Origin of the sequence: Rhodococcus sp. Leaf247, assembly GCF_001426185.1 — a bacterium.
In the GTDB taxonomy this organism is placed as follows: Bacteria; Actinomycetota; Actinomycetes; order Mycobacteriales; family Mycobacteriaceae; genus Rhodococcoides.
This window is the reverse complement of the sequence record NZ_LMRP01000003.1, coordinates 544330-568231: the sequence shown is the minus strand read 5'-3', so window position 1 is coordinate 568231 and position 23902 is coordinate 544330. Positions and strand designations below refer to the sequence as shown.

Annotated in this window: 20 protein-coding genes and 1 riboswitch; of the genes, 13 read left to right on the top strand and 7 right to left on the bottom strand. The window is 67.6% G+C overall.

Translation table 11 applies throughout. The features are described 5' to 3' along the window. Positions 1-14: 14 nt before the first annotated feature. Positions 15-866: an alpha/beta fold hydrolase gene (locus tag ASG64_RS17910; protein WP_056074980.1), complete on the top strand. Its 852-nt coding sequence runs from the start codon at positions 15-17 to the stop codon at positions 864-866. Here ASG64_RS17910 and ASG64_RS17905 read toward each other — a convergent pair. Next, positions 854-2686 (bottom strand): NAD(P)/FAD-dependent oxidoreductase, encoded by a 1833-nt coding sequence (locus tag ASG64_RS17905; RefSeq protein WP_056074977.1) that lies wholly within the window; start codon positions 2684-2686, stop codon positions 854-856. The genes ASG64_RS17910 and ASG64_RS17905 overlap by 13 nt on opposite strands. A gap of 209 nt (positions 2687-2895) precedes the next feature. Between ASG64_RS17905 and ASG64_RS17900 the strand changes: the two genes are divergently transcribed. The 11 genes from ASG64_RS17900 (at position 2896) to gcvP (ending at position 13989) form a co-directional block, all read left to right on the top strand. Beyond that, complete coding sequence (locus ASG64_RS17900; protein ID WP_056074975.1) at positions 2896-3942, top strand: 2,3-butanediol dehydrogenase; 1047 nt, start codon at positions 2896-2898, stop codon at positions 3940-3942. 43 nt (positions 3943-3985) lie between these two features. Continuing rightward, entirely contained in the window at positions 3986-4765 is a 780-nt protein-coding gene (locus tag ASG64_RS17895) for an acetoin reductase (protein ID WP_056074971.1), read from the top strand. Between the two features lie 58 nt (positions 4766-4823). Beyond that, on the top strand, positions 4824-6125 hold the full coding sequence (locus ASG64_RS17890; protein ID WP_056074969.1) for a GAF domain-containing protein: 1302 nt from the start codon (positions 4824-4826) through the stop codon (positions 6123-6125). A gap of 22 nt (positions 6126-6147) precedes the next feature. Beyond that, a complete protein-coding gene (locus tag ASG64_RS17885; RefSeq protein ID WP_056074966.1) occupies positions 6148-6756 on the top strand; it encodes an NUDIX hydrolase in 609 nt (202 codons plus the stop codon). 37 nt (positions 6757-6793) lie between these two features. Then, a complete protein-coding gene (locus ASG64_RS17880; RefSeq protein WP_056074962.1) occupies positions 6794-7414 on the top strand; it encodes a CDP-alcohol phosphatidyltransferase family protein in 621 nt (206 codons plus the stop codon). Between the two features lie 124 nt (positions 7415-7538). Then, positions 7539-7943 (top strand): glycine cleavage system protein GcvH, encoded by a 405-nt coding sequence (gcvH, locus tag ASG64_RS17875; RefSeq protein ID WP_042573720.1) that lies wholly within the window; start codon positions 7539-7541, stop codon positions 7941-7943. A gap of 186 nt (positions 7944-8129) precedes the next feature. Continuing rightward, the gene (garA, locus tag ASG64_RS17870; RefSeq protein WP_042573719.1) at positions 8130-8630 is read left to right on the top strand and encodes a glycogen accumulation regulator GarA; all 501 of its coding nucleotides are present in this window, start codon (positions 8130-8132) and stop codon (positions 8628-8630) included. After that, a complete protein-coding gene (gene ftsR, locus ASG64_RS17865) occupies positions 8630-9370 on the top strand; it encodes a transcriptional regulator FtsR (protein WP_056074959.1) in 741 nt (246 codons plus the stop codon). Before garA ends, ftsR begins: the two co-directional genes overlap by 1 nt. Before the next feature lie 133 nt (positions 9371-9503). Continuing rightward, on the top strand, positions 9504-9980 hold the full coding sequence (locus ASG64_RS17860; protein WP_042573717.1) for a bifunctional nuclease family protein: 477 nt from the start codon (positions 9504-9506) through the stop codon (positions 9978-9980). Between the two features lie 247 nt (positions 9981-10227). Beyond that, positions 10228-10794, top strand: a complete 567-nt coding sequence (locus tag ASG64_RS17855) for a MerR family transcriptional regulator (RefSeq protein WP_156148818.1) — start codon at positions 10228-10230, stop codon at positions 10792-10794. Positions 10795-10843: 49 nt separating this feature from the next. Further along, positions 10844-10961: riboswitch (glycine riboswitch) on the top strand. A gap of 169 nt (positions 10962-11130) precedes the next feature. Continuing rightward, entirely contained in the window at positions 11131-13989 is a 2859-nt protein-coding gene (gene gcvP, locus ASG64_RS17850) for an aminomethyl-transferring glycine dehydrogenase (protein WP_056075209.1), read from the top strand. Positions 13990-14005: 16 nt separating this feature from the next. Here the strand turns inward: gcvP and ASG64_RS17845 are convergent, their stop codons facing one another. The 3 genes from ASG64_RS17845 to ASG64_RS17835 all read right to left on the bottom strand — a co-directional run bounded on the left by ASG64_RS17845 (position 14006) and on the right by ASG64_RS17835 (position 19213). Then, positions 14006-15148, bottom strand: a complete 1143-nt coding sequence (locus ASG64_RS17845; protein ID WP_056074955.1) for a metallophosphoesterase — start codon at positions 15146-15148, stop codon at positions 14006-14008. A 32-nt stretch (positions 15149-15180) separates the two neighbouring features. Further along, a complete protein-coding gene (locus tag ASG64_RS17840) occupies positions 15181-16911 on the bottom strand; it encodes a VWA domain-containing protein (protein WP_056074952.1) in 1731 nt (576 codons plus the stop codon). Positions 16912-17035: 124 nt separating this feature from the next. Further along, positions 17036-19213 (bottom strand): malate synthase G, encoded by a 2178-nt coding sequence (locus tag ASG64_RS17835; RefSeq protein ID WP_056074949.1) that lies wholly within the window; start codon positions 19211-19213, stop codon positions 17036-17038. A gap of 140 nt (positions 19214-19353) precedes the next feature. On the opposite strand from ASG64_RS17835, the gene ASG64_RS17830 reads away from it, so the two are divergent. After that, a complete protein-coding gene (locus tag ASG64_RS17830; protein WP_056074945.1) occupies positions 19354-20229 on the top strand; it encodes an aldo/keto reductase in 876 nt (291 codons plus the stop codon). 4 nt (positions 20230-20233) lie between these two features. Here the strand turns inward: ASG64_RS17830 and ASG64_RS17825 are convergent, their stop codons facing one another. Genes ASG64_RS17825 through ASG64_RS17815 form a run of 3 tightly spaced genes read right to left on the bottom strand, consistent with a single transcriptional unit; the run spans position 20234 to position 23608 of the window. Next, a complete protein-coding gene (locus ASG64_RS17825) occupies positions 20234-21133 on the bottom strand; it encodes a hypothetical protein (RefSeq protein WP_056074943.1) in 900 nt (299 codons plus the stop codon). Continuing rightward, entirely contained in the window at positions 21130-22221 is a 1092-nt protein-coding gene (locus tag ASG64_RS17820) for a hemolysin family protein (protein ID WP_042573710.1), read from the bottom strand. The genes ASG64_RS17825 and ASG64_RS17820 overlap by 4 nt, the downstream gene beginning before the upstream one ends. Beyond that, positions 22214-23608 (bottom strand): hemolysin family protein, encoded by a 1395-nt coding sequence (locus ASG64_RS17815; protein ID WP_056074940.1) that lies wholly within the window; start codon positions 23606-23608, stop codon positions 22214-22216. Before ASG64_RS17815 ends, ASG64_RS17820 begins: the two co-directional genes overlap by 8 nt. Positions 23609-23902: the final 294 nt, after the last annotated feature.

The following is a 23902-nucleotide window of genomic DNA, read 5'->3' as shown; positions in this document are numbered from 1 at the left end:
ACGGAAGGTTTCGCATGACACGCACGATGGATATCGACACCGATCTCGGGCGGCTTCACGTCACGATCGCCGGGGACGGGCCACCACTTCTCGCATGGCACAGCCTCTTCGTGGACTCGACCAGCTGGAATCGTGTGCTTCCCGCTCTCGCCGGTGAACGGACCGTGTACATGATCGATGCGCCGGGGTGCGGGGGCAGCGAGTCCGTTCGCGAGCCGACAACCATCGAGGCGTGCGCCGCAGCGGCGGCGCAGGTCGTCGAGGAGGTCACCGGGCGCGTCGGAGTGCCGACGGTGGACTGGATCGGCAACGCGTGGGGTGGGCACGTGGGAATGGTGGTCGCCGCGACGATGCCGGAGTCCGTGCGCAGCCTCGTCGCAATCAGCTCCCCGACCCATCCGCTCGGCCCCGATCTCCGCCGGAAGATATCCGTACTGCTTCCCCTCTACCGACTGATAGGCCCGCGCGGTCCCGTGCGCTCCGCCATCGAGGACACCCTCTTCACCGAGGCGACGAGGGCGTCCGACCCGGAAGCGGTCGACCTCTACCGCGCCGCCGTGAGGCGTGCCGGTCGGGGAAACGTGATCACCTCGGTACGTACGGCCGCCATGAATCGCACGGACCTGTCCGCCGCCGCGCGCAGCATCGCGTGTCCCGTGTTGTTCCTGACGACGGACGACCGCGGGGAGTGGACTCCGGACGAGGCTCGGGCCGTGGCCCGGACGATGGTCGATGCCAGGGAGGTGACGATCGCCGGGTCGAGGGTGCTGCCGGCCGTCGAGCAACCGGCGGCGGTCGCCGATGCCGTCCTCCACTTCTGGAAGACGACACCGGCAGTTCGACGAGATGCTGATCAGCTGAGGTGATGGACCTCCTGCCGCCCGTACACGGGGGTGTCCAGGCCTTCGTACCGAGCCTTCAGCTGCAGGCCGAGGTAGAGCGAGTAGTGCCGCGACTGGTGCAGGTTGCCGCCGTGGAACCACAGGTTGTCCTGCTGGGTCGGCTTCCACATGTTGCGCTGCTCGCCCTCCCACGGGCCGGGGTCCTTGGTGGTGTCGGAACCGAGGCCCCAGCACTTGCCCACCTTGTCGGCCGTCTCCCGGTCCACCAGGTCGGCCACCCAGCCGTTCATCGATCCGTAGCCCGTCGCGTAGACGACCAGGTCGGCCTCGAGTTCAGTCCCGTCGGACAGCACCACCGCGTTCTCCGTGAGGTGATCGACCTGGCCGCCGACGAGGTGGATGCTGCCGTCCGCCACCAGCTCCGAGGCACCGACATCGATGTAGTAGCCGGAGCCGCGCCGCAGGTACTTCATGAAGAGTCCGGAGCCGTCGTCGCCGAAGTCGTGCTGGAAGCCGGCCTTCTCGAGGCGGTCGTAGAAGTCCTTGTCCTTCTCCGCGATCTGCTGATACACCGGGATCTGGAACTCGTGCATGATCCGGTAGGGAAGTGACGCAAAGGTCAGATCCGCTTTCTGCGTGGTCATTCCGGATTCGACGGCGCGCTCGGAGTACAGGTCGCCGAGAGCGATCTCGCACAGCGAATCGGATTTGACGATGTGCGTGGACGATCGCTGGAGCATCGTCACGTCGGCGCCCGTTTCGTACAACGCCTTGCAGATGTCGTGCGCCGAGTTGTTGGATCCCACCACGACGACCTTCTTGCCGACGTAGGCGTCGGGGCCGGGGTGCTGACTGGAGTGATGCTGTTCGCCCTGGAAGACGTCCATGCCGGGGAAGTTCGGAATATTGGCTTTACCGGACATGCCGGTCGCCATCACCAACTGCTTCGGTCGCAGCGTCACCTCCTCGCCGTCGCGATCGACCACGACGGTCCACTCGCCGGCCGTCTCGTCGAAGCTCGCCGACACCGCCGTGGTCTTGGTCCAGTACGGGACCTCCATGACCTTGGTGTACATCTCGAGCCAGTCGCCGATCTTGTCCTTCGGCGCGAACACGGGCCAGTTGTCCGGAAACGGCAGATAGGGGAGGTGGTCGTACCAGACCGGATCGTGCAGACACAGCGACTTGTATCGACCCCGCCACTGGTCACCGGGCCGCTCGCCGCGGTCGACGACGATGGCGGGAACGCCCATCTGACGCAAACGCGCGCCGAGAGCGATGCCGCCCTGACCGCCGCCGACGATCAGGGCGTAGGGCTGGATACCGTATCCCAGGTCCTTCTCCTCGGCCTCGCGCCGCTCGGCCCAGGTCTTCGTCTCCGTGTTCGATCCGTGCACGGCACCCATCGGTCGCGAGTGCCCTCGCGGTTCCTCGTACCCCTTGAGTTCCTGCATCGTCGTGAGCAGCGTCCACCCGAGGGCCGTGCCGGTGTCGGCGTCCTCGCGAAGACGTAGATGGCCCTTACCGCGCGCAGCCGCCGTCTCGAACTCGATCCAGGCGGAGATGACGCCGTCGGCCTCGTCCGGGGCCTCGGTGGTGTGGAAGCCGCGCGGGTCGACATCGTCCAGACGAGCCGTCAGCATGTCCGCGATGCCGTCGCGTCCCTCGACGGTCTTCAGGTTCCAGGTGAACGTCACGAGGTCGCGCCAGAAGCTGTCGACGGCGAACATCGCGGCGACGCGGTCGACATCGCGTGCTGCGAGCGCTTCTTCGAAGTCGGCCAGCCATGTATCCACTCGCTCCTGCGGTGTGGTCTGCGTGGGTGGCTCGAGGGTCTGGGTCATGAAAACTCCGATTTCCGTGCGTTGAGCTGTGTTCGTACCGGTGTGATGCACAGCACACGCCACGCAGCGGCCGGGAGGAAGAGTTGCAGCGGGTTGCAGTCACGGGCGAGTGGCACGTGCAACCGACTGCAACCCTGTCCTGCTGTGCTGCGTGTCACATAGAACGGTGACCACGGCCGTCGCTGGGACGGCCGGTGAGGAGTCGAACGATGCGCGCAGCGGTGTACCACGGGCCCGGCAAGGTCGAGATCGCCGATGTCCCGGAGCCCCATCCGGGACCGGATCAGGTGAAGATCGCCGTCGGTGCCAACGGCATCTGCGGTACCGACCTGCACGAGTACTACGCCGGTCCGATCTTCATCCCCACCGAGCCGCACGCCCTGACCGGTCAGCAGATGCCGCTGATTCTCGGACACGAGTTCTCCGGCACCATCACCGAGCTCGGCGCGGGAGTAACGGGGTGGTCGATCGGCGACCGCGTCGCCATCGAACCGCTGTACCGCTGCGGGCACTGTGGTCCGTGTCGAGCCGGCAACTACAACGTGTGCCAGTCGATCGGCTTCCACGGACTGATGTCCGACGGCGGTATGGCCGAGTACACGGTGGTGCCGACCGACATGCTGCACGCGCTGCCGGACTCGGTGTCCCTCGATCTGGGTGCGCTGGTGGAGCCGATGTCGGTGGCGTACCACGCCGCGACTCTGGGTGAGGTGCGCGAAGGCGACACCGCGATGGTGTTCGGGGCGGGACCGATCGGCATCGGGCTCTGGTTCGCGCTGCGCGGCAAGGGGCTCGACGACATCCTCGTGGTGGAGCCGTCCGCGACCCGGCGGGCGGCGATCGAGGCGCTCGGTGCACGCACTCTCGACCCCACGTCCGTCGACGTCCCCGCGCTGGTGGCCGATGAGACGGACGGGCGCGGTGCCGACGCCGTGTACGACGCGGCCGGTGTCGCGCCGGCGGTGGCGACCGCGCTGGCGTGCGTCGGGTCCCGCAAGCCGATGGTCAGCGTGGCCATTTACGAGAAACCGCTCACCACACCGCTTCTCGACCTGGTGATGAAGGAGGCCCGCATCCAGGGGTCGCTCTGCTACACCTCCGCCGACTACGACGCCGTCATCGCACTGATGGCCGACGGCGTGTACGACCCCACCGGGTGGGTGTCGCGCATCGGGATGGACGCGGTGATCGACGACGGCTTCGAGGCACTGCACGCCGGCACGAAGATGAAGGTCCTCGTCGATCCATCGCTCTGACCTCCGTCCCCGACACCCACCATCACACGAGAAGGAGACACGCATGAGCATCGACGGACAGGTCGCACTCGTCACCGGCGCAGGACAGGGAATCGGGAGGGGAATCGCTCTCCGACTCGCACGGGACGGCGCGGACGTCGCCCTCGTCGACGTACACGACGACGGCATCGGCCGGGTCGCCGACGAGGTGCGGGAGCTCGGTCGCGCAGCCACGACGATCGTCGCCGACGTCAGCGATCGCCGTCAGGTGTTCGACGCCGTCGACCGGGCCGCCTCGGAGCTGGGAGGCCTCGACATCGTCGTCAACAATGCCGGGATCGCACTCGTCGGCCCGCTGTCCGAGGCCACGCCGGAGGAGGTCGGCCGAATCTTGTCGATCAACGTCGAGGGTGTGCTGTGGGGTATCCAGGCGGCTGCCGCGAAGTTCGTCGAGCTCGGTCGGCCCGGCCGCATCATCAACGCGTCGTCCATCGCGGGGCACGACGGGTTCGAGATGCTCGGTGTGTACAGCGCCACCAAGTTCGCCGTGCGCGGTCTCACGCAGGCCGCCGCCAAGGAGTACGCCTCCGCCGGGATCACCGTGAACGCCTACTGCCCGGGTGTGGTCGGCACGGACATGTGGGTCACCATCGACAAGCGGTTCGCCGAACTGACGGGCGCGGAGGAGGGCGCGACCTACGAGAAGTTCGTGGGCGGTATCGCGTTGGGCCGTGCCGAGACTCCCGACGACGTCGCGGGATACGTCTCCTACCTTGCAGGACCGGACGCGGCGTACATGACCGGTCAAGCTGGTCTCATCGACGGTGGACTCGTCTACCGATGACCGATCGGAGAAGACCCGGGGATGACGCCATATGTGATGTGGAGCACAATCGGTGTCGATGACTCGAACCTCCGAACCCGAGCCCGCCGTCGCGGCGGGCGAGGACCCGCGTCGATACGCCCAGTTGCTGACCCGCGTCTACGACGCGACGATGTCCGGCACACGCGCACCGGCCCGCCCCCGCGGCGTCATCGGAGACTCCTGGCAGCGGGTCATGGATCTGGGCGTCGATCCCGAGAACGACGGACCGGCCGCGGCGGTCGATGCATCTGCACTGGAACAGATGCGTCGTGAATCCGGGTTGGTCGACATCCTTCCCGACCTGACCGGAAGTCTCCGGTCCGTACTTCAGGACTCCGACAACCTGCTGGTCGTCGCCGATCGGCTCGGCCGAGTCCTGTGGCGCAGCGGTTCGCCCGCGGTGCTCGACCGTGCGGACCGGTTGGGATTCGTCGACGGTGCCGACTGGTCGGAGGACAGTGTCGGAACCAATGCCATCGGCACCGCGCTGGTCTCGCGTTCGGCCGTGCAGATCTTCTCCGCGGAGCATTTCGTCCGCTCCCACCACGCGTGGACGTGTGCGAGTTCTCCGATCAAGGATCCGCGGACGGGACGGGTGCTGGGCCTCGTCGATGTCAGCGGACCCGCCGCGTCGGTTCATCCCACGACGCTCGCGCTCATCGACGCCGTGTCACGCCTCGCGGAATCGCAGCTACGAGAGCAGCACCGACTGACACTCGACAGCCTCCGCTCCGTCGCGGCGCCGATGTTGGCCGGCACCGGCCGCCCCGCGTTGGCCGTGGACAACCACGGGTGGGTGGCCGCACTGGCTGCGGTGCCGATCTGCAACCGGGTCGCGCTGCCCGACGACCTCACTGCCGGCCGGGCGTGGGTCCCCACCCTGGGCGTGTGCGACATCGAGCCGCTCCCGGGCGGGTGGATGGTGCGGCCGTCGAGCTCGGGGGAGGACGTGATCACCGGAACCGACGCCACACCGACGACGGTGCGTATCGACGTGTCGGACCCGCGGCAGACCGTCGTGGAGGTTCGCGGCGAACTGGGGCGATGGTCGTACCGTCCCAGCCCACGGCACGCCGAGATCCTATTCCTCCTTGCCGTCCACCGCGGGGGTCGCACCGCCGCGGAACTGGCCACCGACCTCTTCGGCGACCACGGCCGTTCCATCACGGTCCGTGCCGAGATGTCTCGACTCCGGAAGACGTTCGCCGGGTTGGTCTCGACGCAGCCGTATCGAGTGGACGACTCGGCGGCAATCGAACTCACGCTGCCCGACGACAGGTCGAGAATCCTGCCGTTCTCGGAAGCGCCGGCGGTGCGCGCCTTCCGTGTGCAGCCCTGACGGGTCTCGCTAGTCTCGGTCGATGGACACAAGGCTCGAACGTGCGGAGATCACCAGGGCGCTCGGCGCCTTCGATGCACGCGTGATCGAAGGCGGCGACGAACGACGCGCCTCGGTGGCGGTCGCCATCGGCGGAACGCCGGGCTCGCGGCACATGGTGCTGACCAAACGGCCCTCCCGGATGCGCGCGCATCCGGGACAGTTCGCCTTGCCGGGAGGTCGTGTCGACGACGGTGAATCACCGGCCGAGGCCGCTCTGCGCGAACTCGACGAAGAAGTCGGCGTCCGTGTGGGAGCGGAGCAGATCCTGGGCACGCTCGACGACTACCGCACACGGTCCGGGTACGTGATCCGCCCGTTCGTCGTGTGGATCGCCGATGTCCCCGGCGAGTTGACGCCCAACCCGGACGAGGTCGAGTTCCTGTATAGCGTGTCCGCCGACGAACTCGACGTGGACGCCCGCTTCGTCGACATCCCGGAATCGCCACGGCCGGTGGTCCAATGGCCGTTCCGCACCACCCTTGTCCACGCTCCGACCGGCGCCGTCGTCCATCAGTTCCGGGAGGTCGTCCTCGGTGGCCGGAGCACTCGGGTACACGACTACGAGCAGCCGGTGTTCGCGTGGCGGTAGGCCCCGCTCCGGCGGTGAGGTGTGGAAAGCTCGGAGCATGACCGATCCGGTGTCCGACACCGCACGACACGTGATCGCCGACGTGGCGCACGATCGCATCGTCACGGTGCCGAACGCCCTGAGTCTCGTCCGGCTGATCGGCGTGCCGGTGTTCCTGTGGCTGCTGCTCGTCGAGCACGCCTACGGGTGGGCTCTGGTGCTGCTGTTGGTCAGCGGTGCGACCGACTGGTTGGACGGCAAGCTGGCGAGACTGCTCGATCAGTCCTCCGCGCTCGGTGCGCTCCTCGACCCGTTCGTCGACCGCCTCTACGTCGTGACGACGCTGGTGGGGTTCGTCATCGCCGGGATCCTCCCGTGGTGGGTGGCCCTCGTGCTGATCGGACGCGACGCGATCCTGGCGGCGACACTGCTGCTCTATCGACGTCGAGGTCTGGCGCCACCGGAGGTCATCTACCTCGGCAAGGCCGCCACGTTCGTCCTGATGAGTGCCTTGCCGTTCCTCCTCGCGGCGCGCGTCGACTGGTCCGGCGCCGACATCATCGAGGTTCCGGCGCTGGCGCTGCTGGTGTGGGGGACCGCGCTCTACATCTGGACGGGGGCGCTCTATCTCGCGCTCGCCCTGGGGCCCGTACGGCGGCTGCCTCTCGTCGGACGGTGACTCCCGCCTTGCGGACGGGGAAAGGACGCCAATACGCTCTGCGCAGAGCGTTTCTCGTCAGGACACATCGTTTCTGCCACTCCCACGACGTGTGGGCCGCTCGTGACGAAAGGACCCGGTTCACGTGAGCCAGACCGACATTCCCACCGAGTTGCGGTACACCGCCGAGCACGAGTGGATCCAGCGGACCGGCCCGACGACGGTGCGCGTCGGTGTCACCGATTTCGCGCAGTCCCAGCTGGGCGACGTCGTGTTCGTCCAGTTGCCCACCGAGGACGACGCGGTGTCCGCGGGGGAGTCCCTCGGCGAGGTCGAGTCCACCAAGAGCGTGTCGGACATCTATGCCCCGCTGTCCGCCAAAGTGGTTGCGGTGAACGGGGAGTTGGACGGTGACCCCGAACTGGTCAACTCCGACCCCTACGGCGCCGGATGGCTCGTCGACCTGTCGGTGGACTCCGAATCCGAACTCGACGACGCCCTCGAGTCCATGTTGGACGCCGAGGGATACGCGTCGATCACATCCACATAACAGCGGGGCAGGACGGCCGCGTAAGCGTGCCCACCGGGGCCGGTCCGCAAGGTACGGTCGGTAAGGTCCTCACGTGGTTCGCGCGGCACCCCGGTCGGGGAACCGCAGAACCGTCAGACAAGCGTGACAAGAGAATGTGCTGAATCGTCCCGTGGGTGAGGGGCGGTCAGATCGAGGAGGAGAAACGTGAGCGATAACGGCAACGACGGCGTGTACGGAGAATCCCCCGCGGAGACCACATCGGTCTTCCGAGCGGATTTCCTGAACGAGATCGACTCCGCAGCAGCGCCCCAGGGATCGTCCGAAGCACCGGTGTCCGGTGTCGAGGGCCTGCCTGTCGGTTCCGCCCTGCTGGTGGTCAAGCGCGGTCCCAACGCCGGGTCCCGTTTCCTGCTCGACCAGCCCACGACGTCCGCGGGACGCCACCCCGACAGCGACATCTTCCTCGACGACGTCACGGTCAGCCGTCGCCACGCGGAGTTCCGTCAGGACGACGAGGACTTCCAGGTCGTCGACGTCGGCAGCCTGAACGGCACGTACGTCAATCGTGAACCGGTCGACTCGGCCGTCCTCGCCAACGGCGACGAGGTGCAGATCGGCAAGTTCCGTCTCGTCTTCCTCACCGGCCCCAAGGGCCAGGCTGCAGGCGGACAGCTCGGCGAGACGTCTGCCGGCGCAGGTAGCTGATGACGGCTGTCGGGCAACAGTCCGGTGGTGGCATGTCGATCGGGTCCGTACTCGATCGACTGCGCCCCGACTTCCCCGACGTCACCATTTCGAAGATCCGTTTTCTCGAGGCCGAGGGACTGATCTCCCCGGAACGAACGGCGTCGGGTTACCGCAGGTTCTCCATCGAGGACTGCGAGCGGTTGCGGTACGTACTCACGGCTCAACGTGATCACTACCTTCCGCTCAAGGTGATCAAGGAGCAGCTCGACGCTCTTGACAGTCGGGCGACCGTCGCGGTGGTGGACGGTACGTCCGCACCTCGGAGCGCCCGGATCCTGGCGTTGGCACCCGGCAGCGTGTCGCCGACGGAGTTCCTGGGGGAACGACGTGTCCGGATGAGCAGGGACGATCTGCTCACCCGCACGGGCGTCGAGGAGAGCTTCCTGCTCGAACTACAGAAGAGCGGACTCCTCTCGGCCGGGCCCGCCGGCTTCTACGACGAGGAAGCGGTGGTCCTCGTGTCCACCGCGGCGGCGATGGCGCAGTACGGGCTCGAGGTCCGTCATCTGCGCGCGTTCAAGCTCGCCGCGGACAGGGAGGCGACCCTGCTGGCTCAGGTGGCAGGGCCCGTGGCCTTGGGCCGCGACGCGGGTGCCCGGGATCGCGCCGAAGAGTTGATCCGTGAACTCGCGGCTCTTTCGCTGTCGCTGCACACGTCGTTGGTCAAGTCCGCGGTCCACGGAATACTGGACAAGTAACTCCGGTCCACCGCACGGTCCGTCGCCGGATCGTTTGTCGGATCGGTCGTCGGCGGTGCGGTCGATACACTGGAGTAGACGTCCGCGAGTCTGGTGAATCACGGTCGAGACACAGCAGCTGGGAGGCGGCGCAATGGGTGAGATGCGCGTGATCGGTATCCGGGTGGAGCAGCCGCAGAATCAGCCGGTCCTTCTGTTGCGGGAGTCGGATGGTGAACGCTACCTGCCGATTTGGATCGGTCAGACCGAAGCCACGGCCATCGCGTTGGAGCAGCAGGGTGTCCAACCCCCTCGTCCTCTGACGCACGATCTGATCGGTGACATCGTCACCGCTCTGGGTCGATCCCTGAAGGAAGTACGCATCGTCGACCTTCAGGAGGGCACCTTCTACGCGGACCTCGTGTTCGACCAGAACGTGCGGGTCTCGGCGCGCCCGTCGGACTCCATCGCGATCGCTCTGCGGGCCGGAGTTCCGATCTACGCGGAAGAGCCGGTTCTGGCCGAGGCCGGGCTCGTCATGCCGGACGAGCGCGAGGACGAGGTCGAGAAGTTCAAGGAATTCCTGGACACCATCTCGCCGGACGACTTCAAGGCGAGCGGCGGTTCATAACGATCGAGTCTCACCCTTGAGTTGAGGTTGAGGCTTACCGCGTGGCGCGTTGAATTCGCCCGATTCTGTCCATAGCGTTCGGGTCGATGAAGGACGTGTCGTTCTTCTCGACGGGGGCGTATTCTCGACCTCGCCGTACGCCACGGACGTCGTCGTCGCACTCACCGATCTGGGGAGTACGACCACAGTCGTCCGAGAGGGAGAAAAGCACGTGGCAGATCAGCCGCAGGAGCCGGAGCAGACGAACCTGCCGGCATCGAACGACGTGGACGAGGCCCAGCCAGGTCTGTTCCCCGACGATTCGGTTCCGGACGAGTTGGTCGGCTACCGGGTTCCCAGTGCGTGCCAGATCGCCGGCATCACCTACCGCCAGCTGGACTACTGGGCGCGGACCGGGTTGGTCGTACCGTCCATTCGTGGTGCTGCCGGTTCCGGTAGTCAGCGTCTCTACTCGTTCAAGGACATTCTCGTCCTGAAGATCGTCAAGCGGCTCCTGGACACCGGTATCTCGCTGCAGAACATCCGCGTGGCCGTCGACCATCTGCGCCGACGCGGCGTCGCCGATCTGGCCCGCATCACGCTGTTCTCGGACGGCACCACGGTCTACGAATGCACCTCTGCCGAGGAGGTCGTCGATCTCCTGCAGGGCGGTCAGGGCGTCTTCGGTATCGCCGTCAGCGGTGCGATGCGCGAGCTCACCGGTGCCATCGCCGACTTCCCGGCCGAGCGCGCCGACGGTGGCGAGGCCCAGCCGACCCCCGAGGACGAGCTGGCGTCACGCCGCAAGAACCGCGCGAGCCGCAAGACCGGCTGACCGCCCGCACGCTACTTCCGGCGCCGGTCACATATACTCGACTCTGCGTCGACGCCGCACGGGAGAGCTTCGACCGGACACGTTCTTTCACCGAACGAGCCCGGGCGAGCGCCGAAGGAGCAGCACCTCTCCGTCAATCTCTCAGGCACCCGGACCGTGCGGGCTCCGACGCCTCTGGAAAGTGGTGGAATCGACCACCCGCCCACGGGGAAAGGCGCCGCTCGCGGTGACCGAATCTCTCAGGCGCCCCGCTGCGGCAGGGCATCGCGACAGAGGGAGAGGGGCGCCTCTCCCTGCGTGGGGGGCGTGCACCTCGCCACCACCCCGGGAGTACACGTGACCGCCGAACCTCGCACACCCGAACTCCGCACGTTCGTCGACCGGCACATCGGTCCCGACGCCGACCAGACCGCACGTCTGCTCGATGTCATCGGGGTGTCGAGTCTGGACGATCTCGCGGCTGCCGCCGTTCCGGCCGACATCCTCGATGCAACGACCGACGGTATCGCCGCCGGGCTCGACGCTCTGCCGACTCCGGTGTCGGAGCACGAGGCGCTCGCCGAACTGGCTGCGCTCGCCGCGAGCAACACCGTCGCGACGTCCATGATCGGGCAGGGATACAGCGACACGCTGACGCCGCCGGTGCTGGTCCGCAACATTCTCGAGAACCCGGCCTGGTACACCGCGTACACGCCGTACCAGCCCGAGATCAGCCAGGGCCGACTCGAAGCCCTGCTCAACTTCCAGACGATGGTGTCCGACCTGACCGGGATGGACATCGCCAATTCCTCCATGCTCGACGAGGGCACCGCCGCGGCCGAGGCGATGACGCTGCTCCGCCGCGCGGGCAAGTCGAAGTCCCCGCGCCTGGTGCTGGACACGGACCTGTTCCCGCAGACGCGCGCCGTGATCGCGACGCGCGCGGAGCCGCTCGGTATCGACCTGGTCGACGCCGATCTCGCCGTGGGTCTGCCGGACGGTGACTTCTTCGGCGTCATCTCACAGACTCCGGGAGCGTCCGGACGAATCGTCGATCTGACGTCCGTGATCGCCGACGCGCACGAGCGTGGTGCCCTGGTCGCCGTCGGAGCCGACCTGCTCGCCGCCACCCTGATCCACTCACCGGGTGAACAGGGTGCAGACGCCTGCTTCGGCACCTCGCAGCGCTTCGGCGTCCCGATGGGGTACGGCGGACCGCACGCCGGCTACCTGGCCGTGCGTACCGCTCATGCCCGTCAGCTCCCCGGCCGCCTCGTCGGAGTCTCCGTCGACGCCGACGGTGCCCCCGCCTACCGCCTCGCCCTGCAGACTCGCGAGCAGCACATCCGCCGCGAGAAGGCGACGTCGAACATCTGCACCGCACAGGTGCTGTTGGCCGTGGTCGCCGCGATGTACGGCAGCTACCACGGCGCCGACGGACTGACCTCGATCGCACGCCGCGTCGCCGGCCACGCAGCCTCGCTCGGCGCCGCGTTGACCGCCGGTGGCGTCACCGTCGTGCACGCGCACTACTTCGATACGGTGCTGGCCCACGTTCCCGGACGCGCGGCCTCCGTCGTCGCCTCTGCCAAGTCCGGTGCGGCGATCAACCTGCGTTTCGTCGACGACGACCACGTCGGTATCTCGTGCGACGAGGCGACCGTCGATGCGCATATCGACGCTGTGCTACACGCCTTCGGAGTGACGGCACCTGCCCAGCCCGCGGAGCCGGCGATCCCCGCGGAGTCGACGCGCACCACGGAGTTCATGACGCACCCGGCCTTCACGCGCTACCGCACCGAAACGGCCATGCTCCGGTACCTGCGGGCGTTGTCCGACAAGGACATCGCGCTGGACCGCAGCATGATTCCGCTGGGGTCCTGCACCATGAAGTTGAACGCGACGGCCGAGATGGAGCCCATCACCTGGCCGGGCTTCAACGGGGTGCACCCCTTCGCTCCCGCGGACGATGCGCCGGGCATGGCGCGGATCATCTCCGATCTCGAGGAATGGCTGGTCGCCGTCACGGGATACGACGCGGTCTCCCTGCAACCGAACGCCGGCAGCCAGGGCGAGTACGCGGGACTGCTCGCCATCCGCAACTACCACCGCAGCCGGGGCGACGACGGACGGACGATCTGCCTGATCCCGTCCAGCGCACACGGGACCAACGCGGCGTCCGCCGTGATGGCGGGAATGAAGGTCGTCGTCGTCGCCTGCCGTGTGAACGGCGATGTCGACGTCGACGACCTCCGCGCCAAGGTGGACCAGCACGCGGCGGCCCTCGCGGCGATCATGATCACCTACCCGTCCACCCACGGAGTCTTCGAGCACGAGATCGGCGACATCTGCGCCGCAGTGCACGACGCCGGTGGCCAGGTCTACGTCGACGGAGCCAACCTCAACGCGCTGGTTGGTGTCGCACGGCCGGGTCGTTTCGGCGGCGACGTCAGCCACCTCAACCTGCACAAGACGTTCTGCATCCCACACGGCGGCGGCGGACCCGGAGTGGGTCCCATCGGTGTGCGGTCGCACCTCACGCCGTTCCTGCCGGGTCACCCGTTCGTCGAGGGTCTCGGCGAGACGGGCGCGATCTCCGCAGCTCCCTACGGGTCCGCCTCCATCCTCCCGATCACGTGGGCGTACATCCGGATGATGGGTGCTGCCGGCCTGCGCCGCGCGACGCTCACCGCCATCGCGTCGGCCAACTACATCGCGCGTCGACTCGACGAGTACTTCCCCGTGCTCTACACCGGTGACCGCTCGATGGTGGCACACGAGTGCATCCTCGATCTGCGGCCGATCACCAAGCGCACGGGCGTCACAGTCGATGACGTCGCGAAGCGGTTGGCGGACTACGGGTTCCACGCCCCGACGATGAGCTTCCCGGTGTCGGGAACCTTGATGATCGAGCCGACGGAAAGCGAGAACCTCGACGAGATCGACGCTTTCGTGGACGCGATGATCTCCATCCGCGCCGAGATCGACCGCGTCGCGTCGGGTGAGTGGACCGTGGACGACAATCCGCTCCGGGGTGCACCGCACACCGCGCACTGCCTGGTCACCGAGTGGGACCACGCCTACTCGCGGGAAATCGCCGTCTACCCGGCGGGAACGTCTCGGCCGAAGGTGTGGCCGTCCGTGCGTCGCATCGACGGTGCACACGGCGACCGCAACCTCGTCTGCTCGTGCCCGCCGATCGAAGCCTTCGCCTGACCTTCGGGTCCGACCGTCAGCGCGCCGTCCGAAGCTCCAGCACGGAGATCTCGGGCGGCGCGCCGATACGCACCGGAGGACCCCACGCGCCGGCGCCGCGCGTGGTGAACAGGGTGGTCCTTCCCACCGTGTCCAGCCCTTCGACCGACGGTTGCTGCAGCGGAACGAGATACACGATCGGCCAGATCTGACCGCCGTGCGTGTGCCCGGACACCTGCATGTCCACCCCGAGCTCCGACGCCTCGACAGCCTGCTTCGGCTGGTGCGCGACGAGCAACTGGAAATCGTCGGGGTCCGTGCCCTCGAGCGCCGAGGCCAGGTCGGGTTCGTACGGTTCGGGTGCGGTGAGGTCCTCGATGCCGACCAGGTCGATCGAGTCCACACCTCGATCCAGTGACAGTGTCTCGTTGCGGAGCACGGTCAGTCCCAGCGAGTCGTACAGGTCCAACCAGGCGCCTCCGTCACCGGCATAGAACTCGTGGTTCCCACTGGTGACGACGACGCCCTGCGGAGCCGACAGCTGGCTCAGCGGTTCGAGCGACGGCCCCACCAGGTCGACGGTGCCGTCGACGAGATCGCCGGCGACGATGATCAGATCGGGCTTCTCCGCCATCAGCGAGTCGACGACACTCTGGACGAACGCGCGTCCTCGCGCCGGACCGACATGCAGGTCGGAGACGAGCCCTACGCGCATCCCGTCGAAGGACGGCGGAAGTGCCGACAGCTCGACGGTCGTCCGGGTGACGCGTGGTGTGGCGGCCTCGACGACTCCGTACGCCACTGCCGCGACGGTGCCGAGTACGAGCACCGCCGTAGAGCGGCGCAGGAACGTGGCCCGCGCGCGAGAGGTGTCACGGCGGGAGAGTCGTCCGGCGATGCGGACGACCAGCGCGCCGAGCGCGAGCACGATCGCCCCGAGCGAGAGATAGAGCAGCGCTGCCAACCAGGTCAGACCGGGGTACGCGACGTAGCGTGCCCAGGACGGGTTCAGCACTTCGCCGCTCCCTATTCCGATGACGGCCGCGGCCCAGAACAGGACGAGTACCAGGTCGGCGCCGTGGCGGGCGGTACCGGACAGCCGTGTCGCCACGACGAGGCGTCGGTGGAGCACGTAGGTGACGATCGCCAGAACGACGGCGAAGGTGAGCATGCGGATCACAGGGGGTGCCCTTCGGGAGCGGGTAGGGCGACTTACCGGTCGGTCGAGAGTCGACCGAGGGTGGCGGCGAGCGTCGGATCGGACGACGACACCTCGACGAGTTCTCCACCAGTCTGCTGGGCAAGTGTGCGCAGCGTGTCGATGTCGGTGTTGTCCGTGAGGGAGACGACGTCGACGCGCACCGGCCGAGCCGGGTCGGACGCGTCGGCGATGGATTGCAGGAAGCGTGCGGACGAGATGGAGGTGTCGTCGTTGGGCCCGTCGGTGATGAGCAGAACCGAGTCGATTCCGTCTCCACCCTTGTTCTGAACTGCCGACGCATAGGCAGCTTGCACCGACGCATAAGTCGACGTCGCGGTGGCGGGCGTCAGCGAGGACAGTGACGCGTCCAGGGCAGCACGCGTGTCGGCGGTCAGGTCACCGAGCGGTTGTTCGACACGGTACGGGCGCGGTCCGTCCAGTGCTCGGCTGTAGGTCCACAATCCGACTCGTCCGACGTCGGGCACCGAGTCGATCGCTCCGCGAAGTGCCGCGGTGACATTCGCCAGCCGTGTCGAACCGCCGTCGAGGGATTCCATCGACCCCGACACGTCGAGAAGCACGGTGGTGCTGGACGGACGCGTCGGCGATGCGAGGGTGGCCAGCACTGCTCGACGCGCGGCGGGATCGGTCACCGCTGCCGGTTGCCCGACGGCCGGGAATGTGAGGCCGGCGACGGGGGCCGGCGTGGTGTCGGTACCGCCGGAGGCAGCCGGGATCCGGAAACCCCGGTCGAGGAACGTCCGGTGCTGATCGGACGCGCGGGCGAACTCGGCGAACTCGGCGGCCGCGGCACGCTGCGTGTCGTCCGATCCGGACAGCACGACAGCGGGATGATCGGCGACGGGTGTGGCGCCGGCCGGCCGGAAGGCAGCAAGTTGCTGGCCTTCGGAGATGCGGCCGAAGAGCTGTTGCTCGGTGACGGGAACGGCGTGGACGGGCGCTGCCGCGGGATCCCCGGCCTGCACCATCGCATCGAGCGCGGCGTCGGTATCGGCAGGCGGGGTCGACGCCGCCGACGAGGCGGCGCGGGACAACTGGGAGATCGCGGCGACGACGGCCGGGCTCGCGGCTTGTTCCGCGCTGGGAGCGCCGGTCGCCGCCGGATCCGCGGTCGCCGCAGCGATCGCCTCCACGGCTGCGGTCGTGGAGGGTGACGAGGGCAGTGCAGGACGAAGCGACCCCCAGCCGGTTGCCCCGATGGCATCGAGGGATTGCGACTGTGTGGCGAGACGTGGGAGATCCGCCCATCCCACGGCGGCGCCGCCGAGGGTGTCCGCGAGTCCCGGTGCGACCCCGAGTACGACGGGGCTGGTGGCGAGGGACCGCGGCGTGCTGTCGACCGAGCGGGCCGCAACGACCTCGGCGGCATCGCCCGACGACGTCGGGATCCACAGCGACGGTCGGGGACCGGCCTGCGACTCGTCGTAGTTCTCGGACGCCAGCGCCTGCGCGACCGCAGCGGACGGCGTCGCGGTGACCGTGGTGCTCACGCAGTGATCGCGTACGACCGGTGCGGTCGCGTCGTAGGCCGCGGCGACGCTGCGCACCGCGTCGACGATGTCGGGGTCGGCGGTGACAGCCAAGGTCGCAGGCCCCTCGACACACGCCTTGGCTGCCTGCTCGCCCTCGTTCACGATGCGATCCCGCAACGCGAACCACCCGAAGACGGCAGCCACGATCAGCACGAGGACGACGAGGACCACGATGGGCCCGCGGCTCACGCCGCGTCGCCCTACCGTCGTGGATCCCGCCCGACGGTGCTCACCCATGTCGTCCCCGTGCCCTCTCGTGATGTCTGTGGAGACCCGGCTGCCCCCGGGTCTCCGTCGACCTCGAATCTACGGGTCAGGACGCCTCGGCAGCCTTGAACTCGCGGCGACGCGCGTGCAGGATCGGCTCCGTGTAGCCGTTGGGCTGACGAGTGCCCAGCAGGATCAGATCCTTGGCCGCGTTGAACGCGATGTTGTTCTCACTGTCCTGAGCCAACGGCCGATACGTGGGGTCGTCGGCGTTCTGACGGTCCACCACCGGCGCCATCCGGTTCAGCGATGCGACGACGTCGTCTTCGGAGACGATGCCGTGACGCACCCAGTTGGCCAGCAGCTGGCTCGAGATGCGAAGCGTGGCACGGTCTTCCATGAGTGCGACGTCCTCGATGTCCGGCACCTTGGAGCAGCCGACACCGTGGTCGATCCAGCGAACGACGTAGCCGAGGATCGACTGGCAGTTGTTGTCCAGCTCGTTCTGCTTCTCGGCATCGGTCCACGACGTGTCCGACGCCAGCGGGATCTCGAGGATGTCGTCGACGGATGCCCGCCTGGACTTCGCGATCTCTTCCTGGCGCGCGAACACGTCGACCTGGTGGTAGTGCGTCGCGTGCAGAGTCGCCGCGGTGGGAGACGGAACCCACGCGGTGTTGGCACCCGCCTTCGGGTGGTTGATCTTCTGCTCGAGCATGTCGTGCATGAGATCGGGCATCGCCCACATGCCCTTGCCGATCTGAGCCTTGCCCTCGAGGCCGGCAGCGAGGCCGGTGTCGACGTTCCAGTCCTCGTAGGCGGCGATCCACGTCTGCTTCTTCATCTCGGCCTTGCGCACGACGGCGCCCGCCTCCATGGAGGTGTGGATCTCGTCGCCGGTGCGGTCGAGGAAGCCGGTGTTGATGAACACGACGCGTTCCTTCGCCGCGAGGATGCAGGCGGCGAGGTTGACCGTGGTGCGTCGTTCCTCGTCCATGATGCCGACCTTGAGGGTGTTGCGAGGCAGCTCGAGCACGTCCTCGACGCGTCCGAACAGTTCGTTCGTGAAGGCCACCTCGTCGGGGCCGTGCATCTTCGGCTTGACGATGTAGAGCGATCCCGTACGGCTGTTGCTCAGGGCCACGCCCTCGGCGAGACTGTGCTTTCCGGTGAGCGAGGTCAGGATCGCGTCGAGGATGCCCTCGGGGATCTCGTTGCCGTCCTTGTCCAGGATCGCGTCCGTGGTCATCAGGTGTCCCACGTTGCGGACGAACAGCAGCGACCGACCGTGCAGGGTGAGCTCGGATCCGTCCAGGGCCGTGTACACCCGGTCCGGATTCATCGTGCGTGTGAAGGTCTTGCCACCCTTGGTGACCTCCTCGGCGAGGTCTCCGCGCATCAGTCCCAGCCAGTTGCGGTAGCCCAGCACCTTGTCGTCGGCGTCGACGGCCGCGACGGAGTCCTCGAAGTCCATGATGGCGGTGACAGCGGACTCGAGCACGACGTCCTTGACGCCGGCTGCGTCGGTCTTACCGATCGGGCTTTCCGCGTCGATCTGCAGTTCGAAGTGCAAGCCGTTGTGCACGAACAGGATTCCGGTGGGCGCGCTCGGGTCGCCGGTGTATCCGAGGAGAGCGTCGGGTGACGCGAGGCCCACCGTCTCACCGGAGGACAGCGTGACGGCGAGCGTGGATCCGTCGATCACGTACGCGGTGGCATCGACGTGCGAACCGGACGTGAGCGGGACGGAGTCGTCGAGGAAGCCGCGCGCGAACGCGATCACCTTGTCGCCGCGCACCTTGTTGTAGCCGGTGCCCTTCTCGGCACCGTCGGCCTCGGAGATGGCGTCGGTTCCGTAGAGCGCGTCGTACAACGATCCCCAGCGGGCGTTGGACGCGTTGATCGCGAACCGTGCGTTCAGCACGGGCACGACCAGCTGCGGCCCGGCGGTGGTGGTGATCTCGGTGTCGACGCCCTCGGTGGTGATGTGGAAGGCGGCCGGCTCGTCCTGCAGGTAGCCGATCTCCGACAGGAACGCCTTGTACTTCGCCTTGTCGTAGTCCGCGCCGGGATGCTCGGAGTGCCAGGCGTCGAGCTTGCCCTGGATGTCGTCGCGGACGTCGAGCAGCGCACGGTTCTTCGGTGCGAGGTCGGCGATGATGGAACCGACACCGGCCCAGAACGCGTCGGAATCAACTCCGGTACCCGGCAACGCCTGCTTCTCCACGAATTCGTGCAGCACAGCCGCCACCTGCAGATCGCCGACCTGAACGCGTTCGGTCATCACAGCCCCTCACTAGAATCGTCTACCGCGGCCACAGTGCCGCGCTGGATCGCCCCGATGTTACCCAGAGGTAGATCTCGCTCGTCGCGTCACCCGAGGTGCAGCGGAATAGAAGTCGTCCGCGCGGCGTCGTAACGCCTATGACTTCTTCCGACACCACAGCCCCGGCCCGCTCGTCGGGCACCTTCCTGCTCGGCGGCGACCTCGAGGTCGTCCGACTCGGATACGGCACGATGCAACTTCCCGGTGAGGGCGTCTGGGGTCCTCCTCGTGATCGGGACGAGGCGATCCGCGTCCTGCGTCGCGCGGTCGAACTCGGCGTCACCTTCTTCGACACCGCCGACAGCTACGGGCCCGAGGTGGCCGAAGACCTTCTCGCCGAGGCGCTTCATCCGTACGCGGACGACGTCGTCATCGCGACGAAGGCCGGCCTCACGCGGCAGGGACCGGGCCAGTGGTACCCGGTCGGTCGCCCCGCCTACCTCCGCCAGCAGGCCGAGCTCAGCCTGCGTCGTCTCGGACTCGACCGCATCGACCTGTTCCAGCTGCACCGCATCGACCCGGAGGTTCCCGTCGAGGATCAGGTCGGCGAGCTCAAGGCACTGCAGGACGAGGGCAAGATCCGCCACATCGGGTTGAGTCAGGTATCCGTCGACGAGGTGAAGCAGGCGCAGAAGGTCGCCGAGATCGTCTCCGTGCAGAACCTCTACAACCTCACCGACCGGTCCTCGCAGGAACTGCTCGACTGGTCCACCGAGCAGAACATCGGCTTCATCCCGTGGTTCCCGCTGGCCACCGGTCAGCTGACCGGCGAGGGCAGCCCGCTCACCGAACTCGCGACGCGTCACGGCGTGTCGCCATCCCAGCTGGCACTGGCGTGGCTGCTGCGTCGCTCGCCCGTCATGCTGCCGATCCCGGGGACGTCCAGCGTCGGCCACCTCGAGGACAACGTGGCGGCCGCGGGGATCGAGCTCACCGACGACGAGTTCGAGGAACTGTCCGCGATCGGAGCCTGACCTGTCAGGTGGTCGAGCGAGGTAGGGCGTCCAGCGCCCTGCCGAGCCGCCGCCGGAGATCCGAGCCGGACTCGGCGATCGCCGACTGGGCGCGCACGTACTCCGCGCGTCCGGTCGGCGTTTCTATGCGCACGGGGGAGTAGCCGTACTCCGTCAGGTCGTACGGGCTCGCCCGCATGTCGAGTTCGCGGGCAGTCATCGAGACGGCGAAGCAGTCCAGCAGCAGGTCCGAGGGCAGCAGCGGACCCAGCTTCGCGACCCACTTGTACAGATCCATCGACGCGTGCAGGCATCCGGGCTGCTCGGTGAGCAGACGGTGATCCGGAGTCAGCTCGAGCGCGTTCCTCGGAACCGCCTCCGGGGTGAAGAAGCGGAACGCGTCGTAGTGCGTGCACCGCAGCGGCATCGACTCCACGACGGCGTCGGTGCCGTCGTGTCCCAGCCGTAGCGGGACGTCGTGACGCAGAGCAGCGTCGCCCCCGCGGTAGACCATCGCCCATTCGTGCAGACCGAAGCAGCCCAACTGGGCCGGCCGAGCCGCCGTTCGCCGGACGAGTGTCGAGACGAAGTCGACCGCGGACCCTCGGCGTTCCAGGAGATCGGACGTGACCGTCACCGCGGGAACTCCCCGCACCGTCGTGTCCCCGTATCCGGAGCGCCCTCGATAGTCCTCGATGCCGTCCCCGATCAGTGCTACTCCGAAGCCGGGATGCCACCGCCGCAGATGCGCCGGTTTCAGGCTGTAGTACGTGAAGAGGAAGTCGAGGACGGGGTGCGCGTGCCCGGCGGCACGACGGTCGAGGTACTGCCCGACCAGGTCGTTCACCCCATCGACGTGCGCCGCGCGACGACCGTGCCACTCGGCGGCGTCCAGCACGTCGAGGGTCTGCGCCGGCGCCGTCATGCGTTCCCGTCGGGTCCCGGCACGACGTCCTCGACGAGATGCGTTCCGTCGCGGACGGTACCCACGAATTCCTCGACGAGATCTTCGAGTGCGACGATGCCGATGGTGCCCTTACCGGACTCGACGACGGCGCCCAGATGGCTACGGCGTCGACGCAGCCCTGCGAGCGCTTCGTCCAGCGGCGTACGGGCGTCGATGATCGGCAGGAGGCGGACATCGGAGCGGGGGATCACGGTGTCGCTGTCGGCGAGTGGGTCCGCCATCAGGTCCAGGACGTCCTTGATGTGCAGGTAGCCGATAAGACCGTCGACCTCGTCGCGGACCGGGTATCGGGAGAACCCGGTCTCGCGGACGGCGTCCTCGATGGCGCCGAGTGTCGGCCCCTTCGGACCGCAGACCACCGTTCGGGCCCGGTCGAGCGGGATGAGCACCTCGCGGACCGTGCGTCCCGACGTTTCGAGAGCCTGCGTCAGACGACGGTGCTCCTCCGCATCGATGAGGCCCTCGGACCGCGACTCGCCGATCATGTCCGACAACTGGTCGGCCGACACGGCGGATTCGAGTTCGTCCTTCGGCTCCACGCGCAGCAGCCGCAGCGAGCCGTTCGCGCAGAGGTTGTAGAACGAGATCAGGGGTTTGGCGGCACGCAGCCACCACAGATGGATCGGGACCAGCAGCATCGCTGTGGCCTCCGGTCCGGCGATCGCGATGTTCTTGGGAACCATCTCGCCGATCAGGATGTGCAGGATCACCACGATGGCCAGCGCGAGTGCGAAGCCGATGGGGTGCAGAAGGGATTCGGGCACACCGAGTACGTCGAACGGCTTCTCGATCAGGTGCGCGACAGCCGGCTCACCGACTCGACCCAGCAGGATCGAGCAGATCGTGATGCCCAGCTGAGCTGCGGCGAGCATCATCGACAGGTTCTGGCCCGCTTCGATGACCGTCTGTGCGCGCTTCTTCCCCTGGACGACGAGACTCTCGAGCCGGTCGCGGCGCGCCGAGATCAGAGAGAACTCTGCACCGACGAAGAAGGCGTTCAACAACAGCAGCAGCACGGCGAGCAGCACCGCGTAGACGTCACCCATCGTGAGCCTCCCTCCGTGTGTCCGTCTCCGACCGCAATCGCGCGATCTCGTCCTCGGCTGCGGGACGGACCAGGATCCGGTCGATGCGGCGGCCGTCCATCGAGTCGACGCGGGCGATCCATCCACCGGCATCGGTGGACTCGAGATCACCACTCGGAGCCGGGAGGACGACCTGGTCACCGGCGTCGGGTATGCGCTCGAACTGCGTCAGCACCAGGCCCCCGAGGGTGTCGTACTCGCCCTCGGGCGCCGCGTATCCGGTGAACTCGCCGACCTCGTCGATGCGGAGCAGTCCGGAGCACAGCCACCCGTCGGCGACGCGTTGCACGTCGACTTCCGGGTTGTCGTGCTCGTCGCGGACGTCGCCGACGATCTCCTCGATCAGGTCCTCCATGGTCACGATGCCGGCGGTGCCGCCGTACTCGTCCACGACGATGGCCACCTGCATACCGTCGGCACGCACCCGTTCCATGACGGTGTCGCCGTCGAGGCTGGCGGGCACATTGGGCACCCGCTGGGCCAGGGACCGCACCGTGGTGGTGGCTCGCTCACCGGACGGGACGGTGAACGCATGCTTGATGTGGACGACGCCGAGAGTGTCGTCCAGATCCCCTGCGACGACCGGGAACCGCGAGAAACCGGTGCGCGCTGCGGTGTCGATGAGATCGGCGACCGTGTCGTCCGCTGCGAGGGTCTCGATCTTCACGCGCGGAGTCATCAGTTCTTCCGCGCTGCGCTCACCGAACTGCAGTGATCTGTCCACGAGGAGCGCAGTGCGCTCGTCGATGGAGCCGTGTTCGGCGGAGGTCCGCACCAGCGATCCCAGCTCCTGCGGGGAGCGGGCCGAGCGCAGTTCCTCCGCCGGTTCGACGCCCAGGCGTCGGACGACCCAGTTCGCGGATCCGTTCAGACCGTTGATGGCCCACTTGAACACCAGCGAGAACCCGGCCTGCAGTCCGGCGGTGGCCCGGGCGACCTTCATGGGATTGGAGATCGCCATGTTCTTCGGCACCAGTTCTCCGAAGACCATCGACGCCGACGTGGCGATCAGCAGCGCAGCCACCAGAGAGATGACTCCGGCGACCGACTCCGACGCTCCGAGAGCCTCCGCCACGGGCGTGATGAACCGGGCGAGTACCGGCTCGGCGATGTATCCGGTGATCAGCGTCGTGATCGTGATGCCCAGCTGCGCACCGGAGAGTTGGAACGAGAGGGTCTTGTGCGCGTGCTGGACCTGCCGCGACCTCATGTCGCCGTCGCGAGCCGCAGCGTCGACCGTGCTGCGCTCGAGTGCGGTCAGAGAGAACTCCGCGGCGACGAAGATGGCTGTGCCGACTGTCAGAGCGACGAAGCCGACCAGGGACAGAACGGTGATCAACGCGGTCATGTGCTCGTCACCGCCGCGCGGACTCGCCTGTAGATGCCGGGTAGACCCGGCGACCTAGAGGATCCCTCCGATCGGGAACCGTCCTCGGCGGGGCTGTCGCCGCCGAGCGGGGGTGGGGACGTGGGGCCGGACCCTGCGGTCGGCGTCGTCGTGGGTGCCTCGGGCACCGGTGTCCTTCCTGTCGGAGTGCGGCTGCTCCTCGAGTGGAGGAGTCGGCACCGGCAAGTGCCGCGCACGCGCATCACAGCTGTACCCGCGAACGGGTGCCGCTATCGCCGTCATCGTATCGTCGCT

What these genes read in the sequence shown, in the direction of transcription:
- ASG64_RS17895 (WP_056074971.1), top strand. Translation starts at nt 3,986, where the DNA reads ATGAGCATCGACGGACAGGTCGCACTCGTCACCGGCGCAGGACAGGGA.
- ASG64_RS17835 (WP_056074949.1), bottom strand. Translation starts at nt 19,213, where the DNA reads ATGACCGAACGCGTTCAGGTCGGCGATCTGCAGGTGGCGGCTGTGCTG.
- ASG64_RS17890 (WP_056074969.1), top strand. Translation starts at nt 4,824, where the DNA reads ATGACTCGAACCTCCGAACCCGAGCCCGCCGTCGCGGCGGGCGAGGAC.
- ASG64_RS17830 (WP_056074945.1), top strand. Translation starts at nt 19,354, where the DNA reads ATGACTTCTTCCGACACCACAGCCCCGGCCCGCTCGTCGGGCACCTTC.
- ASG64_RS17815 (WP_056074940.1), bottom strand. Translation starts at nt 23,608, where the DNA reads ATGACCGCGTTGATCACCGTTCTGTCCCTGGTCGGCTTCGTCGCTCTG.
- ASG64_RS17905 (WP_056074977.1), bottom strand. Translation starts at nt 2,686, where the DNA reads ATGACCCAGACCCTCGAGCCACCCACGCAGACCACACCGCAGGAGCGA.
- ASG64_RS17900 (WP_056074975.1), top strand. Translation starts at nt 2,896, where the DNA reads ATGCGCGCAGCGGTGTACCACGGGCCCGGCAAGGTCGAGATCGCCGAT.
- ASG64_RS17880 (WP_056074962.1), top strand. Translation starts at nt 6,794, where the DNA reads ATGACCGATCCGGTGTCCGACACCGCACGACACGTGATCGCCGACGTG.
- ftsR (WP_056074959.1), top strand. Translation starts at nt 8,630, where the DNA reads ATGACGGCTGTCGGGCAACAGTCCGGTGGTGGCATGTCGATCGGGTCC.
- ASG64_RS17910 (WP_056074980.1), top strand. Translation starts at nt 15, where the DNA reads ATGACACGCACGATGGATATCGACACCGATCTCGGGCGGCTTCACGTC.
- ASG64_RS17825 (WP_056074943.1), bottom strand. Translation starts at nt 21,133, where the DNA reads ATGACGGCGCCGGCGCAGACCCTCGACGTGCTGGACGCCGCCGAGTGG.
- ASG64_RS17885 (WP_056074966.1), top strand. Translation starts at nt 6,148, where the DNA reads ATGGACACAAGGCTCGAACGTGCGGAGATCACCAGGGCGCTCGGCGCC.
- ASG64_RS17860 (WP_042573717.1), top strand. Translation starts at nt 9,504, where the DNA reads ATGGGTGAGATGCGCGTGATCGGTATCCGGGTGGAGCAGCCGCAGAAT.
- ASG64_RS17820 (WP_042573710.1), bottom strand. Translation starts at nt 22,221, where the DNA reads ATGGGTGACGTCTACGCGGTGCTGCTCGCCGTGCTGCTGCTGTTGTTG.